General features: G+C 67.9%; 13 protein-coding genes. 10 read left to right on the top strand and 3 right to left on the bottom strand.

Annotation, left to right across the window (positions count from 1 at the left end; all coding sequences use genetic code 11):
• The first annotated feature begins 111 nt into the window (after nucleotides 1–111).
• The 6 genes from AC07PE_RS21540 to AC07PE_RS21515 all read left to right on the top strand — a co-directional run bounded on the left by AC07PE_RS21540 (nucleotide 112) and on the right by AC07PE_RS21515 (nucleotide 3,673).
• Entirely contained in the window at nucleotides 112–285 is a 174-nt protein-coding gene (locus AC07PE_RS21540; protein WP_498768276.1) for a hypothetical protein, read from the top strand.
• Between the two features lie 34 nt (nucleotides 286–319).
• A complete protein-coding gene (locus AC07PE_RS21535; RefSeq protein WP_498768274.1) occupies nucleotides 320–496 on the top strand; it encodes a hypothetical protein in 177 nt (58 codons plus the stop codon).
• A gap of 207 nt (nucleotides 497–703) precedes the next feature.
• Nucleotides 704–1,111: a LiaF transmembrane domain-containing protein gene (locus AC07PE_RS21530; RefSeq protein WP_498768272.1), complete on the top strand. Its 408-nt coding sequence runs from the start codon at nucleotides 704–706 to the stop codon at nucleotides 1,109–1,111.
• Nucleotides 1,101–1,832, top strand: coding sequence for a LiaF transmembrane domain-containing protein (locus tag AC07PE_RS21525; protein WP_498768270.1), 732 nt, complete (start codon nucleotides 1,101–1,103; stop codon nucleotides 1,830–1,832). The genes AC07PE_RS21530 and AC07PE_RS21525 overlap by 11 nt, the downstream gene beginning before the upstream one ends.
• 13 nt (nucleotides 1,833–1,845) lie before the next feature.
• Nucleotides 1,846–2,922: a sensor histidine kinase gene (locus tag AC07PE_RS21520; protein WP_498768268.1), complete on the top strand. Its 1,077-nt coding sequence runs from the start codon at nucleotides 1,846–1,848 to the stop codon at nucleotides 2,920–2,922.
• 4 nt (nucleotides 2,923–2,926) lie between these two features.
• Nucleotides 2,927–3,673: a LytR/AlgR family response regulator transcription factor gene (locus AC07PE_RS21515; RefSeq protein WP_498768266.1), complete on the top strand. Its 747-nt coding sequence runs from the start codon at nucleotides 2,927–2,929 to the stop codon at nucleotides 3,671–3,673.
• Here AC07PE_RS21515 and AC07PE_RS21510 read toward each other — a convergent pair.
• The 3 genes from AC07PE_RS21510 to AC07PE_RS21500 form a co-directional block, all read right to left on the bottom strand.
• On the bottom strand, nucleotides 3,654–5,921 hold the full coding sequence (locus tag AC07PE_RS21510) for an ATP-dependent DNA helicase (protein WP_498768264.1): 2,268 nt from the start codon (nucleotides 5,919–5,921) through the stop codon (nucleotides 3,654–3,656). The two genes, AC07PE_RS21515 and AC07PE_RS21510, sit on opposite strands and share 20 nt — an antisense overlap.
• Nucleotides 5,918–7,588, bottom strand: coding sequence for a VRR-NUC domain-containing protein (locus AC07PE_RS21505; RefSeq protein WP_498768262.1), 1,671 nt, complete (start codon nucleotides 7,586–7,588; stop codon nucleotides 5,918–5,920). Before AC07PE_RS21505 ends, AC07PE_RS21510 begins: the two co-directional genes overlap by 4 nt.
• Before the next feature lie 95 nt (nucleotides 7,589–7,683).
• Nucleotides 7,684–8,454, bottom strand: a complete 771-nt coding sequence (locus AC07PE_RS21500; protein ID WP_498768260.1) for a hypothetical protein — start codon at nucleotides 8,452–8,454, stop codon at nucleotides 7,684–7,686.
• Nucleotides 8,455–8,510: 56 nt separating this feature from the next.
• Here AC07PE_RS21500 and AC07PE_RS21495 point away from each other — a divergent pair, with 56 nt between their 5' ends.
• From AC07PE_RS21495 to AC07PE_RS21480, 4 genes are all read left to right on the top strand, one after another.
• Nucleotides 8,511–9,350 carry a M15 family metallopeptidase gene (locus AC07PE_RS21495; RefSeq protein ID WP_498768258.1) on the top strand — a complete coding sequence of 280 codons (840 nt, stop codon included), beginning with the start codon at nucleotides 8,511–8,513 and terminating at the stop codon, nucleotides 9,348–9,350.
• Between the two features lie 102 nt (nucleotides 9,351–9,452).
• On the top strand, nucleotides 9,453–13,172 hold the full coding sequence (tssM, locus tag AC07PE_RS21490) for a type VI secretion system membrane subunit TssM (protein ID WP_498768255.1): 3,720 nt from the start codon (nucleotides 9,453–9,455) through the stop codon (nucleotides 13,170–13,172).
• The gene (tagF, locus tag AC07PE_RS21485; protein ID WP_498768253.1) at nucleotides 13,169–14,134 is read left to right on the top strand and encodes a type VI secretion system-associated protein TagF; all 966 of its coding nucleotides are present in this window, start codon (nucleotides 13,169–13,171) and stop codon (nucleotides 14,132–14,134) included. Before tssM ends, tagF begins: the two co-directional genes overlap by 4 nt.
• Nucleotides 14,131–14,901 (top strand): OmpA family protein, encoded by a 771-nt coding sequence (locus AC07PE_RS21480; RefSeq protein ID WP_498768251.1) that lies wholly within the window; start codon nucleotides 14,131–14,133, stop codon nucleotides 14,899–14,901. The genes tagF and AC07PE_RS21480 overlap by 4 nt, the downstream gene beginning before the upstream one ends.
• Nucleotides 14,902–14,916: the final 15 nt, after the last annotated feature.

Genomic DNA, 14,916 nt, shown 5'->3' with positions numbered 1-14,916 from the left:
TTGAGTGAGGACGCCAGCGAATACGCAGGCCGCCAACCACCTCAACAGGTTAGCCGGTCGCCTCGAGGATCGGCACCAGATTCCACGCCCTTTGGGAAGCGGAGGTTGTCCATGTCTTTGCCAACGACGAGTCATCCACCGAAGCACCTCGTGCGCGAGTACCTCGAGCGCCGCACGAAGGAAAGTGCTCCGCCGCCGACGCCGGAAGAAATCCGGCGCCAGCTCGGCTGGGGCATGCTGATGCACTCGGCCGATGACGACAAGATGGGCTCCTCGCGTTCCTGAAGCGGCACCAACCCCAGCCTCACAGGAGAGCGCCATGACCAAGAAAATCGGCAGCAAGCACGTCGCCCAGCACCGCGGCAAGAAGGAAAGAGAAGAGATTTACAAGACCAACGTTGCCCGCGAAGCCGTCAAGCAGGCCATCGCACGGGCCAAGTACCGCAACCAGCAGAAGGGCCAGCCGACCATGGTGATGGCGCAGCCCGCTGCCTGAATTCCCACGCGCCGTGTACCAGTGACGGTACCGGTGACAGCATGAGCCCGCCCCGGCAACGCGGCGGGCTTTTTTGCGCCCGCCGTTCGCCCGCAGTCTGCCGATTGCGCCGCCGTTCGCCGGCCTTTCCCCGCCATTCGCCGAAAAGCCCTTTCGCTGGATGACCGTCCGCGGTTATCTTGTCCTCATTCCAACAAGGAGGACTCAATGAACAGCGAAGCATCGTATCACCTGCGGCGCCAGGTCCTGTGGGGCCTGCTGCTGATCGGGCTGGGCGTGGCGTTCCTGCTGGACCAGCTCGACATCTACGAGATCGACCGCCTGTGGCACTACGCGCCGCTGCTGCTGGTCGTGGCGGGCATCAACCAGACCATCGGCTATCCGAGCGCACGCGAATTCGTCAACGGCCTGTGGACCGTCTTCATCGGCCTGTGGCTGTTCGCCGTGTTCGAAGGCCTGTTCGGGCTAAACTGGTTCAACAGCTGGCCGCTCTTCATCATCGTCGGCGGCATTGGCATGGCGGTGAAGCCGATCGCCGAGCGCCGCTTCGGCGCCAACCCGGACCGCACCCGCCAGGGCTGCTTCGACAAGAAGGGAGACAGCCGTGGCCAATGACGATACCCGGAATACCCGCACAAGAATGGGCGCAAACGGCCAGGTCGTGATCGGCCTGCTGGTGGTGGCCTTCGGCGTGCTGTTCCTGCTCGATAACCTGAACATCATCTACCTGCGCCACGTGATCTTCTTCTGGCCGCTGGCCTTCGTCGCCTCGGGCCTGGTGGCCTTGTGCAGCGACGGCCCGCGCAGCGGGCGCATCACCGGCATCGTGCTGATTGCGATCGGCGTGGCCATGACCCTGAACCGCCTCGGCTACTACTTCATCAGCTGGCGCACCTTCTGGCCGCTGGTGATGATAGGCCTGGGCGGGCTGATCCTGTACCGCACGCTGGGCGGCGGGCGCGTGGTCCGCGTCCACGCCGGTCCCTACACCAAGGACGATGCGAAAGCCGATAACGTGATCGACATCACTGCCATCCTCGGCGGCTTCGAGCGCCGCGTCAGCACGCCGGACTTCCGCGGCGGCGAGATCACCGCGATCATGGGCGGCTGCGAGATCGACCTGCGCGATTCCGGACTGGCGGGCGAAGCCGTGATCAACGTCTTCGCGATCTGGGGCGGGATCACGATCAAGGTGCCGGCCGACTGGACCGTCGTCCTGCACGGCTCGCCGGTGATGGGCGGCTTCACGGAAAAGACCGCGCGCCCGCCGGACAACCTGAAACGCCTTGTGGTCACCGGCTACGCCATCATGGGCGGGGTCGAGGTTCGTAACTAAGGGCGCGTCGGCGATGCACGGCGTGGTCTCCAGGTGGTATGCGGCGCTGCTCTACATGCTGGCCTGGCTGATGCTGGGCCTGGCGACCGCCGCGCTGCTGGCCGCAGGCGGTGCGAGCTGGGGCGCCAGCCTGCTGTTCGCAGTGCCGCTGGCGATCGTGTACGCCAACGCCACCGCCTTCTCCGCTTACTACGTGTGCCGCGCCTATCCGATCGGCCACAGGCATCCGGCGGCGATCGTCGGCGGAGTCGGCGCCACTGCGGCCTGCGCGGCGGCGCTGTGGTGCGCGATCGGCTCGGCCTGGGCCGCGCTGCTGCGCACCTTCATGCCGGAAGGCGCCGTGTTCGAACTGGACGCGGCGCGCCTGGCGACCATGTTCGCGCTGGGCGTGATCCTGTACGGGCTTGCGGCCGCCGTGAACTACCTGCTGATCGAGGCCGAGCGCGTGCGCCAGCTCGAGACCCGCGAGCTGCAGACGCGCCTGATGGCCCAGGACGCCGAGCTGCGCATGCTGCGCACCCAGGTCGACCCGCACTTCCTGTTCAACAGCCTGAATTCGATCAGCGCACTGACCTCGATCGACCCCGGCGCGGCGCGCGCGATGACCCTGCGCCTGGCCGGTTTCTTCCGGCTCAGCCTGGGCCTGCATGCGGAGCGCAAGGTGTTACTGAGCCGCGAACTGGAGCTGATACGGGACTTCGTCGCGATCGAGCAGGTGCGTTTCGGCGAGCGCCTGCGCTTCGAGGCCGAGGCGGCGCCGGAAGCGTTGGCCTGCCTGGTGCCGCCCATGCTGCTGCAGCCGCTGGTGGAGAACGCCGTCAAGCATGGCATCGGCCAGATGATAGAACCGGGCTGCGTGCGTCTGTCGGCCAACCGCGCCGGCTCGCTGCTGCGCATCGTGGTGGAGAACGACGTCGATCCGGACACACCCTGCGCCGGCGGCACCGGCCTGGGCCTGGACAACGTGCGCCGGCGGCTGGCGGCAGCTTACGGACACGAAGCCAGCGTGCACTGGTCGCGCGAGGACAATCAATTCAGGGTCGAGCTGGCGCTGCCGGCCGAGGCCATGGAAACGGTAGAGGAGAGCTGAGAGCATGCGTGTGATCATCGTGGACGACGAGCTGCTGGCGCGTGCCGTGCTGCGCGAATACCTGGCCGCCCATCCGGACGTCGAGATCGTCGGCGAATGCGCGAATGGCTTCGAAGCCGTGAAGGCGATCGCCGAGCTGGCGCCGGAGCTGGTCTTCCTCGACATCCAGATGCCCAAGCTCGATGGCTTCGAGGTGGTGGAACTGGCAGGAGCGAGGACGCAGTACGTGTTCGTCACCGCCTACGACCAGTTCGCGCTGCGCGCCTTCGAGGTGCATGCGCTGGACTACCTGCTGAAACCCTATTCGCGCGAGCGTCTCGACCAGGCGCTGGCGCATGCGCGCGAGCGGCTCGGCAGTCCGCAGGCCGGGGCCGCGGCGCTGGAGGCCGTGGTCGCGGCGAGCGAGGCGGCGCAGCGGCGCGCGCCGCTGGAGCGCATCCTGATCCGCGACGGCAGCCGGGTGCAGGTGGTCATGGCCGCCACCATCGACTATATCGAAGCCCAGGACGATTACGTGCAGGTGGTTGCCGCCGGCAAGGCATGGCTGAAGAGCCAGCGCCTGTCGGAGCTGGAGGAGCAGCTGGATCCGGGCGCCTTCCTGCGCGTGCACCGCTCGTATATCGTCAGCCTGGCCGCCATCGAGCGCATCGAACCGTCCGGCAAGGATGGGCATTGCGCGGTGCTGCGCGGCGGGGCGCGCATACCGGTCAGCCGCAGCGGCTACCAGAAACTTAGAGAGCTGATGCGCTAGACCGCGCCTCGACGTGCCACCAGGCCGGCAGCAGCTCCAGCACCTCGGGCCGGGCAAAGCGGTCGTCGATCAGCCAGACCGTGCCCTGGTCCTGCTCGGTGCGGATCACGCGGCCGGCCGCCTGCACCACCTTCTGTAGGCCGGGATAGAGATAAGCGTAGTCGTAGCCGGTGCCGAACAGCGCCTGCAGGCGCTCGCGCAGCTGCTCGTTCACGGGGTTCACCTGCGGCAGGCCGAGGGTGGCGACGAAGGCGCCGATCAAGCGCGCGCCGGGCAGGTCGATGCCTTCGCCGAAAGCGCCGCCCAGCACCGCGAAACCGATGCCTTTGCCCTCAAGGGTAAAACGCTCCAGAAACGCAGTGCGTTCCAGCTCGCTCATGCGGCGCGACTGGCGCCAGGCCGGGATCTCGGGATGGCGCTGGGCCAGGGTATCCGCGGCTTGCTCGAGGTAGTCGAAGCTGCTGAAGAAGGCCAGGTAATTACCCGGCGCATCGGCATACTGCTGCGCCATCAGGTCGGCGATCGGTACCAGCGAGCTTTTCCTGTGCTGGAAACGCGTCGAGATGCCGCGCGCCACCTGCACCTTGAGCTGGCTGGCGACGAAGGGCGAGTCGACGTCGATCCAGGCGGTGTCCTCGGGCATGCCGAGCAGGTCGGCGAAATAATGCCAGGGACTGAGGGTGGCCGAGAACAGCGTGGTCGAATGGGCCAACTCGAAGCGCGGCTTGAGGAAGGGCGCCGGCACCAGGTTGCGGATCGCCAGTACCGTGTCCCTTTCGTCCGCGCGCGTGAGGTCGAACAGGGAATGGTCGCCGAAGGATTCCGCCAGGCGCTGGAACTGCAGGGCGTCGAAGTAGAACTCCTGCAGCGCGGGGTCGAGACCTTCGGGGAAGGCCGCCATGTACTCGGTGATGGCGCTGGTGGCGTTCTGCAGGCTGTCCAGCAGCTTTTGCGGAATGGCTTCCAGCACCTGGTAGGGCAGGGGCGCGCCTTTGCCTGCTTCGGTCCAGGCGCGGCCGACCTTTTCCAGCGGTTTCTGCACCGCCGGCGGCGCCACGGCGCGGGCCGCACGCAGGCTGCCTCGTTCAAGCGAGGCGCTGTACATGCTCCGCGCGCGCGACACCAGGTTGTGCGCCTCGTCGGCCAGCACGCTGACCTTCCAGCCGCGCTCCAGCGCCAGCGCATACAGCATGGCGCCGCCGTCGAACCAGTAGTTGTAGTCGCCGACGATCATGTCGCTCCAGCGCGCCATCTCGCTGCCCAGGTAGTAGGGACAGACATCGTGCTCCAGGCCGATCGTGCGCAGGGTGTCGCGGTCCAGCAGCGGTGCGTCCAGGCAGGCCGCGCGCGCGGCCGGCAGGCGGTCGTAGAAGCCGCGCGCGAGCGGGCAGGCATCGCCGTGGCAGGCCTTGTCGGGATGCTCGCAGGCCTTGTCGCGCGCGGTCAGTTCCAGTACCCGCAAGGGAATGCTGCCGCCGGCTTTCAAGGTCGTGGCGGCGTCGAGCGCCAGCTTGCGGCCCGGCGTCTTCGCGGCCAGGAACACCAGCTTGTCGATGTTTTCCTTCGGCGCCGCCTTCAGGGCCGGGAACATGGTGCCGAGGGTCTTGCCGATGCCGGTCGGGGCCTGGGCCAGCAGGCAGCGCTTGCCTGCATTCGCGCGGAACACGGCTTCGGCAAGCTGGCGCTGGCCCGGACGGAAGTCCGCGTGCGGAAAGCGCATGCCGGTCAGGGCGCCGTTGCGCGCCTCGCGGTGGCGCATCTCCTGCTCGGCCCAGGCGATGAAGCGGCTGCAGTGGTCTTCGAAGATCGTCTTCAGCTCGGCGCGCGTGCGGGTCTCGCGCAATGCGGTCTCCTGCTGGGTGCCGATGTCGAAGTAGACCAGGGCCAGGTTGACCTCTGCCATGTCCAGCTGCTCGCACATCAGGTGCCCGTAGATGCGCAGCTGGGCCCAGTGCAGGTGGCGGTGATTGTCGGGGATGCTGTCGAACCGGCCGCGGAAGGTTTTCACTTCCTCGATCAGGTTCTGGTCCGGATCGTAGCCGTCGGCGCGCCCGCGCACGTGCAGCAGGCCATAGTCGCCTTCGAGCGTGAGCTCGGCGCGGTAATGCTCGCCGCGGCGCGAGGCCACCACCGCATGGCCGGCAATGCCTTCCAGGGCCGTGGGCGAGGGCGTGAAGCGCAGGTCGAGGTCGCCCTGTTTGGCGGTGAACTCGCACAGGGCCCTGACCGCGACGGTGTAGCCGGTCAAGCCGCCTCCTGCCACTGCAGATAGCAGACGGTGACCGGCATGCCGTGCTCCCTGCAGTACTCGATCCAGCGCAGCTGGTTGTCCTGCAGGCGGTCGCCAGGGCCCTTCACTTCGATCATCTCGTAGCGCCCTTCATCCGGGAAGAAGCGGATCAGGTCGGGGAAGCCGGTGCGGTTGTCCTTCACGTCCTGCAGGATGCGCTGGAACCACAGCTTCAGGTGCGGCGCCGGGATGCAGTGCAGGGCCAGTTCGAGGATGCCGCGGTCCAGGTAGTCCCAGGCCACGAAGGGCGACTGGATGCCTGCCTTTTCTTCCCAGGTGGCGAGGATGGCCTCGCGGTGGCTGCCCTCGTCCAGGCGCGCCAGGCAAGCCGCGAATTCGCGTGCGCGGCGCTGCTGGAAATCGGGGCTGTACAGGTCCGCCGGGCCGCGGTGGAAGGGGTGGAAGAAGGCGCCGGGAATGGCTGCGAACACGGCCGGCCAGCACAGCAGGCCGAACAGGGTGTTCGCCAGCGTGTTCTCGACATAGAACACGGGTGCGTCGTCGCGGTGCAGATGTTCCAGCACCACGCCTTCGACGCGCCATTCGCCACCGGGGACAGGCAAATTGAGATCGAGCCGCGCGGGCGGCGCCGCCTTGCGCGGCTTCACCTTGGCGTGGCCCAGTTTGCGCGCCAGGCGTGGGCCGATGCGCAGCAGGTGCTGGCGTTCGGCTTCGCTTTCGGGCGCCTGTTCGGCCTCGCAGAACAGCGCATAGGCGTGGTCGAATTTCTCGTCCTTCTCGAGCACGCGCATCGCGCGCGAGCGGGCGCCGGGAAAGCGGCATTCGGCATAGACGGCGTGGGCGGATTCCCAGTCCTTGTCCTTCTCGAACTGCTGGGCGATGCGGAACAGGAGCTTTTCGCGGCGGCTGTCCAGCCAGTCGTTGTCGAAGCCGTGGCGCGGCACGTCGCGCAGGACTTCATGCAGCACCTCGCGGAATTCCTCGCAGCCCGGTTCGAGCGCATGAAAACGTTCGCGGCAGGCGTGCAGCTGCAGGTAGTGCTCGATGTCCCGGCGCGAACGGAAGCCGCGCGAGGCCTCGGAAAACTCGACCTGCTCGAAGCGGAACAGGCCCAGGTCGGCCAGCACGAATTCGGTCCAGTCCTGGTGCAGGTTGCCGAAGAAGACCAGGCGCAGGCGGTCGCACAGCGGCTTCACCTGAATCGCGAAGACGGTGTCGGTACAGCCGGCATACCACTGCGAGAAGGGGCGCGGTTCGGCATGCTGCTCGCGCAGCGCTTCCAGCTGCTCGTCCTTGCGCGCCGCCTTCAGCGGCGCCTTCAAGCCGAAGGCGTCGACGATCTCCGGCTTGACCAGCAGCTCAAACAGCTCGTCGATGTCGAGTACCGGATCGGCCACGATCCAGCCGGTCGGCAGCAGCTCGCGCGAGGCGGCCACGGGGCAGCCGATCTCCGGGTAATTCATCTTGGAGGCGCGGAACAGGCTCCCCTTGCGCATCACCATGCGCACGAACAGGGCCTGCGAAGGGCGGGGCAGCTGGGCGAAAGCCTGGATGAAGGCCTGCTCCTCGCCGTCGAGGAGATCGGCATAGCGCTGGGCGATCCAGTCGAGGACGCGCTGGAAGTTATCCAGATAATAAAACTCGTTTTCCAGAACCCTGATCATGTCGCACCATACTGTAACTTTGTACAGTATAGCTGCGCGGCATTGCTTTACCCAGCAGTAGCGGGGCTTTTTTACGACAGCTTGGCTATTTGCTATTACTTGCCGGCGGCTTCCTCGGCCTCCTGGCGCTTGTTGGCGTGCTGGATGATGGCCGAGATCAGGGCGACGTCCGTGTCGACGGTGGCGGGCGCCGCCTTGGCCTGCGCAGCAGACCGGCGGCTGCGCGCTTCGGCATGGGCCAGAGACGGAGAGCGGGCGGCGGAGGCCAGTTTGCCGGCGGCGCTGCGTGGCCCGGCTCTGGACGCGGCGGCGTGCGCGGCCAGGCGCTGGCGCTCGGCCTGAGCTTCTCGCTGGCCGTCGTGCTGATCGTCGCGCGGCGCGATGCGGCCCGCATGCTGTTGCGGCGGCAGCACGCGCAGTTCCGTGGCCGCCGGCGCCGGCTCGGCGGGCGCGAGGTCGACGATGGTCGCGCCCACCGTCGGCAGCTCATCGACCACTTCGGCGCGCGCCTCGGCGGATGCCGTCGCGGATGCCGTGGCCGCAACCGGCGGCGCGGCGGGCGCCGCCATCTCCGGCGCCGGCCGCCCCCTGGCCTCGACCGTCCCGGCCAGCGCCGCGCCGGCGGTCGGCGGCGGGCCGCTGTCGCGCGCCAGCAAGGCCAGCGAGCCCACCAGCCCGACCACCAGCAGCCCGGCGCAGCCATACCAGACCATGGACGGTACGCGTCGCAGCAGGCGCCGCATGCGTCCGCCCGACTCGTGGCGGTCGAGCATGGCGAGGATATTCGTCTCGTTCGCCGTCCGGCGCGTCGAGGACATCAGGTTCGGACGCCGCGATCCGGATTGATCTTCATCTGTAGGGCGCACTGCGGTCCTCCTAAGATTGGACACCAATGCCAATTAGAAACAAACCGGAGAAGCGGATGCTGATCTTTCTCGCCCTTTTGTATTTTTGTCTTGCCTGCAGCCTCATCTGGCTCGCCTGTTTTCCCGGCGGCCGAGCCTCGGTGCTGCACTTCCTGGGCTGCCTGCAGCGGCGCCTGCAACTGCGCGCGGGCGGCTGGCGGGCGTCGGGCGGTTCTGCCTTGCGGGATGCGGGCCCGGCATTGCGCTGGCGCTGGCGCGACGTCCGTGGATGGATCAAACGACACCGCGCCTTCGTCGCCGTCGGCGTGCCGCTGGTGCTGATCCCGCCGCTGGTCGCGCTGTTGTTGCGCAAGCCCGACATGTTGCCCGGCTACGAGCCGCTCGATACCGTGGTCGACGCCCAGGTTGCGGCCCTGCTCAAGGGCGAGCAGCTGGTGCCGCCGGCCTCGCTGCCGCCGGTGGCCTTCACCACGCGCGAAGTCGAGCTGGTGCGGCCGATGCTGGTCGATGCCAGCCGCAACTGGGGCCTGCTGCATCCGGATTTCAGCCAGCGCCTGCTGCTCGCCTTCCGCATCATGAAGGAAAAACATGGCTACGAAATGGCGCTGCTGGAGGGCTACCGCAGCCCGGCGCGGCAGGATCTATTGGCGAAGATGGGTTCGGCCGTGACGAATGCGAAGGCTTTCCAGAGCTGGCACCAGTACGGGCTGGCGGCCGATTGCGCGTTCTTGCGCGACGGCAAGCTGGTCATCTCCGAGAAGGACCCGTGGGCGATGCGCGGCTACCAGCTCTACGGCGAGGTGGCGGAATCGCTGGGCCTGACCTGGGGCGGGCGCTGGGCCATGATGGACCTCGGCCATACCGAGCTGCGCCTGCGCGGGGTGATGCGACGCTGAGGCGACATGCCTCCGTGCCATTGTCCGAACTCAAGATTCAGCTGGGAAATGGTGCCAACATTGCCTGTGGCTTTCCATTCACCTCTCTGAACCGAACCCACTATGGCCCGACTCTGGCAGTTTCTCACCAACCGCCGCGTAATGGCCGTGATCGGCATCGCGGCGCTCGCAGGGCTCCTCTTTCTCGGCGCGGAATCGCTCGAAGTGGCGGCCATCTGGGCCGTGCTGGCCGGCCTGCTCCTGCTGGCCGCATGGGGTGTCTGGTGGCTGGCGCGCGGCTGGTGGCGCAAGCGCGCCGCCGCCCGCCTGAGCGAAGCCATCGTCGCTCAGGCCGACAACCCGAAGCGCGACGATGCGCCGGTACTGCGCAAGGGCATGCTGGAGGCGATCAATACCATCAAGACCTCCAAGCTGGGACTGACGCGCGGCGCCCAGGCCTTGTACGAGCTGCCCTGGTACATGATCATCGGGAACCCGGCGGCAGGCAAGAGCAGCGCGATCAAGCATTCGGGGCTGACCTTTCCCATCCCCGGCAGCAAAGCGGTGCAGGGCGTGGGCGGCACCCGCAACTGTGACTGGTTCTTCACCACCGACGGCATCCTGCTCGACACCGCAGGCCGCTACTCGGTGTTCGAGGCCGACCGCGCCGAGTGGTTCAGCTTCCTCGACCTGCTGCGCCGCCACCGCCGGCGCGCGCCGATCAACGGCATCATCATCGCGGTGAGCGTGGCCGAGCTGGCGGGCGGTTCGCCGGAAGCCTCGATCGAGCTGGCGAAGAGCCTGCGCACGCGGGTCCAGGAACTGACCGAGCGCCTGGGCGTGCACGCGCCGGTGTACGTGGTGTTCACCAAGGCCGACCTGATCGCCGGCTTTTCCGACTTCTTCCACGACAGCGACCGCGCCGAGCGCGAGCGCGTGTGGGGCGCGACCCAGCGCTACAACCGGCGCAGCACCCCGCAGGACGTGCTGGCCTTTTTCGACCTGCACTTCGACGAGCTGTACGACGGACTGAAGGAGATGAGCCTGGCCACCATGGCCGGCAACCGCAGCGCCACCATGCGTCCCGGCGTGTTCACCTTCCCGCTCGAATTCGCCTCGCTCAAGCCGCAGCTGCGCGCCTTCCTGGCCACCCTGTTCGAAGAGAACACCTGGCAGTTCAAGCCGGTCTTGCGCGGCTTTTACTTCACCAGCGCGCTGCAGGAAGGGATCGTCGAGAACCTCTCCTCGCGCCGCGTCGCCAGCCGCTTCGACCTGCAGCTGAAAGGGGACGGGCAGAAGGGCATGCAGGCGGAGGAGCAGTCGGGCTTCTTCCTGCTCGACCTGTTCCGCAAGGTGATCTTCGCCGACAAGGACCTGGTCAAGCGCTACACCAGCCCCGCCGCCACGCGCGTGAAATACGCTGCCTTCTTCGCCGCCACCGTGCTGCTTGGCTGCGCGCTGGGCGGCTGGAGCTGGTCCTACATGGGCAACCGCCAGCTGGTCGCCAACGTCCAGGCCGACCTCGACAAGGTCATGAAGGTGCAGGCCAGGACCGGCGGCCTGCAATCACGCCTGGAAGCCTTGGACATCCTGCAGGACCGCATCGAGCAGCTGGAAAAATACCGCGAGGACCGGCCCTGGGCGCTGTCCTTCGGCCTGTACCAGGGTGAGGCGCTGGAACGCAAGCTGCGCGACGAATACTTCGCCGGCGTGCGCGAGGTGATGGTGCAGCCGGTGGCAGGCGCGCTCGAATCGCTGCTGGCGGAGACGAATGCCAATGCGTCGCAGCTCGACCCGAACGCGCAGGCGGCGCCGACCGCCAAGCCGGGCCAGCCCTACCAGGACGTCTCGGCAACCAACGTCGGCGACGCCTACAACGCGCTGAAGACCTACCTGATGCTGGCCGATAAAAGCCACGCTGAGCCCGGCCACCTGAACGACCAGCTGACCCGCTACTGGCGCGTGTGGCTGCAGGCGAACCGCGGCGGCATGCCGAAGGAGCAGATGATCCGCAGCGCCGAGCGCCTGATGACCTTCCACCTTGCGCACATCCAGGACCCGGCCTGGCCGCAGATCACGCCCAAACTGAGCCTGCTCGACACCGCGCGCGAAAACCTGCGCCGCGTGGTGCGCGGCACTCCGGCGCGCGAACGCGTGTATGCCGACATCCGCACCCGCGCCGGCACGCGCTTCCCGGCGGTGACGGTGGCGCGCATCGTCGGCGAGCAGGACCAGGCGCTGGTGGTCGGCAGCTATGCGGTGCCCGGCGCCTTTACCCGCGACGCCTGGGAGAAGTTCGTGCAAGGCGCGATCCGCGAAGCCTCCAACCGCGAGCTGCAGAGCACCGACTGGGTGCTCAAGAGCGTGGCCAAGGACGACCTGACCCTGGAGGGCAGCCCGGAGCAGATCCAGAAGACCCTGATCGACCTGTATAAAGCCGATTACGCGCGCGAGTGGACCAAGTTCGTGCAGGGCGTGACCATCGCCGACCTGAACGGCTTCGAGGCCAGCGTGCAGGCCATGAACCGGCTCGGCGATCCGCAAACCTCGCCGCTGGCCAAGGTGCTGAAGACCGTCAACGACGAGACTTCCTGGGACGACCCGAGCCAAGCGCGCGTGAATCAGGCGAAGTTGAAGCGCGGCCTGACGGCATGGTTCCGCGAAGTCGTGCTGCGCCAGGCGCCCAGCGATGCGCGCCAGCTGGCCGATGCGGTGGGGCCGCTGCCGGGGGGCGTGGCCGGCGTGGCGGTGGCGGCGGGACCGGTGGGCCGCGAGTTCGCCGGCGTTGCACGCCTGGTCGGCATCAAGGAGAAGGATGCCTCGCTGATGACCGGCTACCTGGACGCGCTGTCGAAGCTGCGCTCGCGCCTGAACCAGCTGAAGAACCAGGGAGACCCCGGCCCCGGCGCCAAGCAGCTGATGCAGCAGACTCTGGAAGGCAACGGCTCCGAGCTGGCCGACGCCCTCAAATACGTCGACGAGCAGATGCTGACCGGGATGACCGACGCCCAGAAGCAGATGCTGCGGCCCTTGCTGGTGCGGCCGCTGGTGCAGACCTTCGCCATGATCGTGCTGCCGTCCGAATCCGAGATCAACAAGACCTGGCAGGCGCAGGTGGTCGAACCCTTCCAGAAGAATTTGGCCGGCAAATACCCCTTCGCGCCGGGTGCGCAGATGCAGGCGGGGCCGGGCGAGATCGGCCAGATCTTCGGCCCGGACGGCGCGGTTGCAAAATTCGTCGGCACGACCATGGGGCCGCTGGTGGTCAGGCGCGGCGACGTGCTGTCGAGCCGCACCTGGGCCGACATCGGCGTGAGCCTGGCGCCGCAGGTGGTAAGCGGCTTTCCTGGCTGGATTGCGCCCTTGTCGGCGAATGGCGTGGCGTCCGGCGGCGGTCCGCAGACTGTGTTCCAGCTGTTGCCGATGACGGCGCCGGGCGTGACCGAGTACACGATCGAGATCGATGGCCAGCAGCTGCGCTACCGGAATACCCCGCCGGCCTGGGTGAACATGGTGCATCCGGGGCCGCAGGGCGCGAGCGGGGCGAAGGTGAGCGCAGTTACCTTTGATGGGCGGACGGTCGAGCTGTTCAACGAGCCGGGCGAGCAAGGTCTGACCAAGCTGATGGCCGCTGCCGCCACGAAGAAGCTGCAGCCTGGCGTCGGCGAGCTGCGTTGGACTTCCGGCAGCACGACGGTGGGGGTCACGATGAAGCTGGTCAGCAACGCCGCCAGCACCGGCGACGCCCAGGCCAGCCGCGGCTTCAGCGGCCTGCGCCTGCCCGAGACCGTGGTCGGCCGCACCGCGGCCGGCGGTCCACAACTGGCGGGAGCCGCCCAATGACGCGCGCCGCGACCTCGCCGCGGATCGGCTACTTCGGCAAGATCCCGGCGCGCAGCGACTTCGTGAAGGTCGCCGACGACCAGCCGGTGCTCGGCATGCTGGACGACTGGCTGGCCCAGGTCATGACCCGCCTGCCCAACGACGCGCGCTGGAAGCTGTACTACGACGCCTCGCCGCCGGTCAGCTTCGCCTTCGTCGGGCCGAGCCGCCGCCATGCCATCGCCGGGCACCTGGTGGCCAGCCACGACCAGTCCGGGCGCCGCTTTCCCTTCCTGATGATGCGCACCGTCGAGGTGGCGGAGCCGGCCGCCTTCGTGTCGCGCTGCCCGCTGGCCTTCGGGCCGCTGTGGGACTATCTGGAAGCGATGGCGCCGCAGGTGCTGGGCGCCGACGAGCCGGGCCCCCACCTGCACGCGATCGCCGATGCGGCGGTGGTCCTCGGCGAGTACGAGACCCGGCTCGACGACTTCCTGGCCGTGGCCACCGTCAGCTCGCTGTCCGGCGCCCTGGAACTGGAGGCGAACCGTCTGATCCTCGGCCTCGGCCTGCTGCTGCAGCCGGTCATGCACAGCCGCCCGGCGGCGCTGCACAAAAGCCTGGTGCTGCCGCTGCCGCGCGATCCGGCGCTGCGCTGTCAGGTGGCGGCGTTCTGGCTGGAGCTGGTTACGCCCTTCATCCGCCGCACCGCGTTCGACCTGGTACTGTTCCTGACCACGGTGGCGGAGCGGCCGGCGCTGGTGATCGGCTTCGGCGGCGCAGCCAGCGAGACCCTGCACGGCATCGTCGACCCGCTGGCCGGCCGCGAGCAGCAGGTGCAGCTGAGCGACAACGGCTGGATCGACGAGCAGCTGGGCATCGACATCGACGTGCGCGCGCTGGCCAGCTATCTCGAGCAGCCGATGCTGCCGCTGCGCCTGGCGCGCGAACTGTTCCTCAAGACTTTCATTGGAGCCGCCACGTGAAGCGCATTTCGACATCGCTGATTGCCGCCTGCCTGGCCGCGGCACCCGCCCTGGCCGACAACCCGACCGCCGCTGCCGCGCCGATCGTGGTGTCCGGCACCGTCCCCGACGACGCCAGCAAGGCGGCCCTGCTGGCGCGCCTGCGCACGGTCTACGGCGCCGAGCGGGTGGTCGACCAGCTGGCCGTGGGCCGGGTGTCGGCGCCGCCGAACTGGAACGAGCACGTCGCGCGCCTGATCGGGCCGAACCTGAAGCTGGTCACGCGCGGCCAGCTACAGGTCGACGGCAACAGCGTCAGCCTGCGCGGCGACGTCGCCAGCGAAGCGCAGAAGCAGCAGATCGCCGGCGAGCTGGCGATGAACCTGGACACCAGCTACACCGTCAACAACGGCCTGCGCGTGGCGGTGTCCGAGCAGGGCATGCTGGACGCCGCGCTGGCCGACCGCATCATCGAGTTCGAATCCGGCAAGGCGGCGCTGACCGACGCCGGCAAGCAGGTGCTCGATCAAATGAGCGTGGCACTGCTGCGCCTGAAGGACAAGAAGGTCGAGGTCATCGGCCATACCGATAATGCCGGCTCGCGCGCGGGTAACCTGTCGCTGAGCCAGGCGCGCGCCGAGGCCGTGAAGGCCTACGTCGTGGAACGTGGGGTGAAAGCCGACATGGTGGCGGTCTCCGGCGAAGGCCCGGACCGTCCGGTGGCCGACAACCGCACGCCGGAAGGCAGGGCCCGCAACCGCCGCATCGAGTTCAAAGTCGTCCAATAGTTTCGACCCCTAAAT

This window comes from Telluria sp. GW821-FHT07G12 (assembly GCF_059418525.1).
This window is presented reverse-complemented; position numbering and strand designations above follow the sequence as displayed.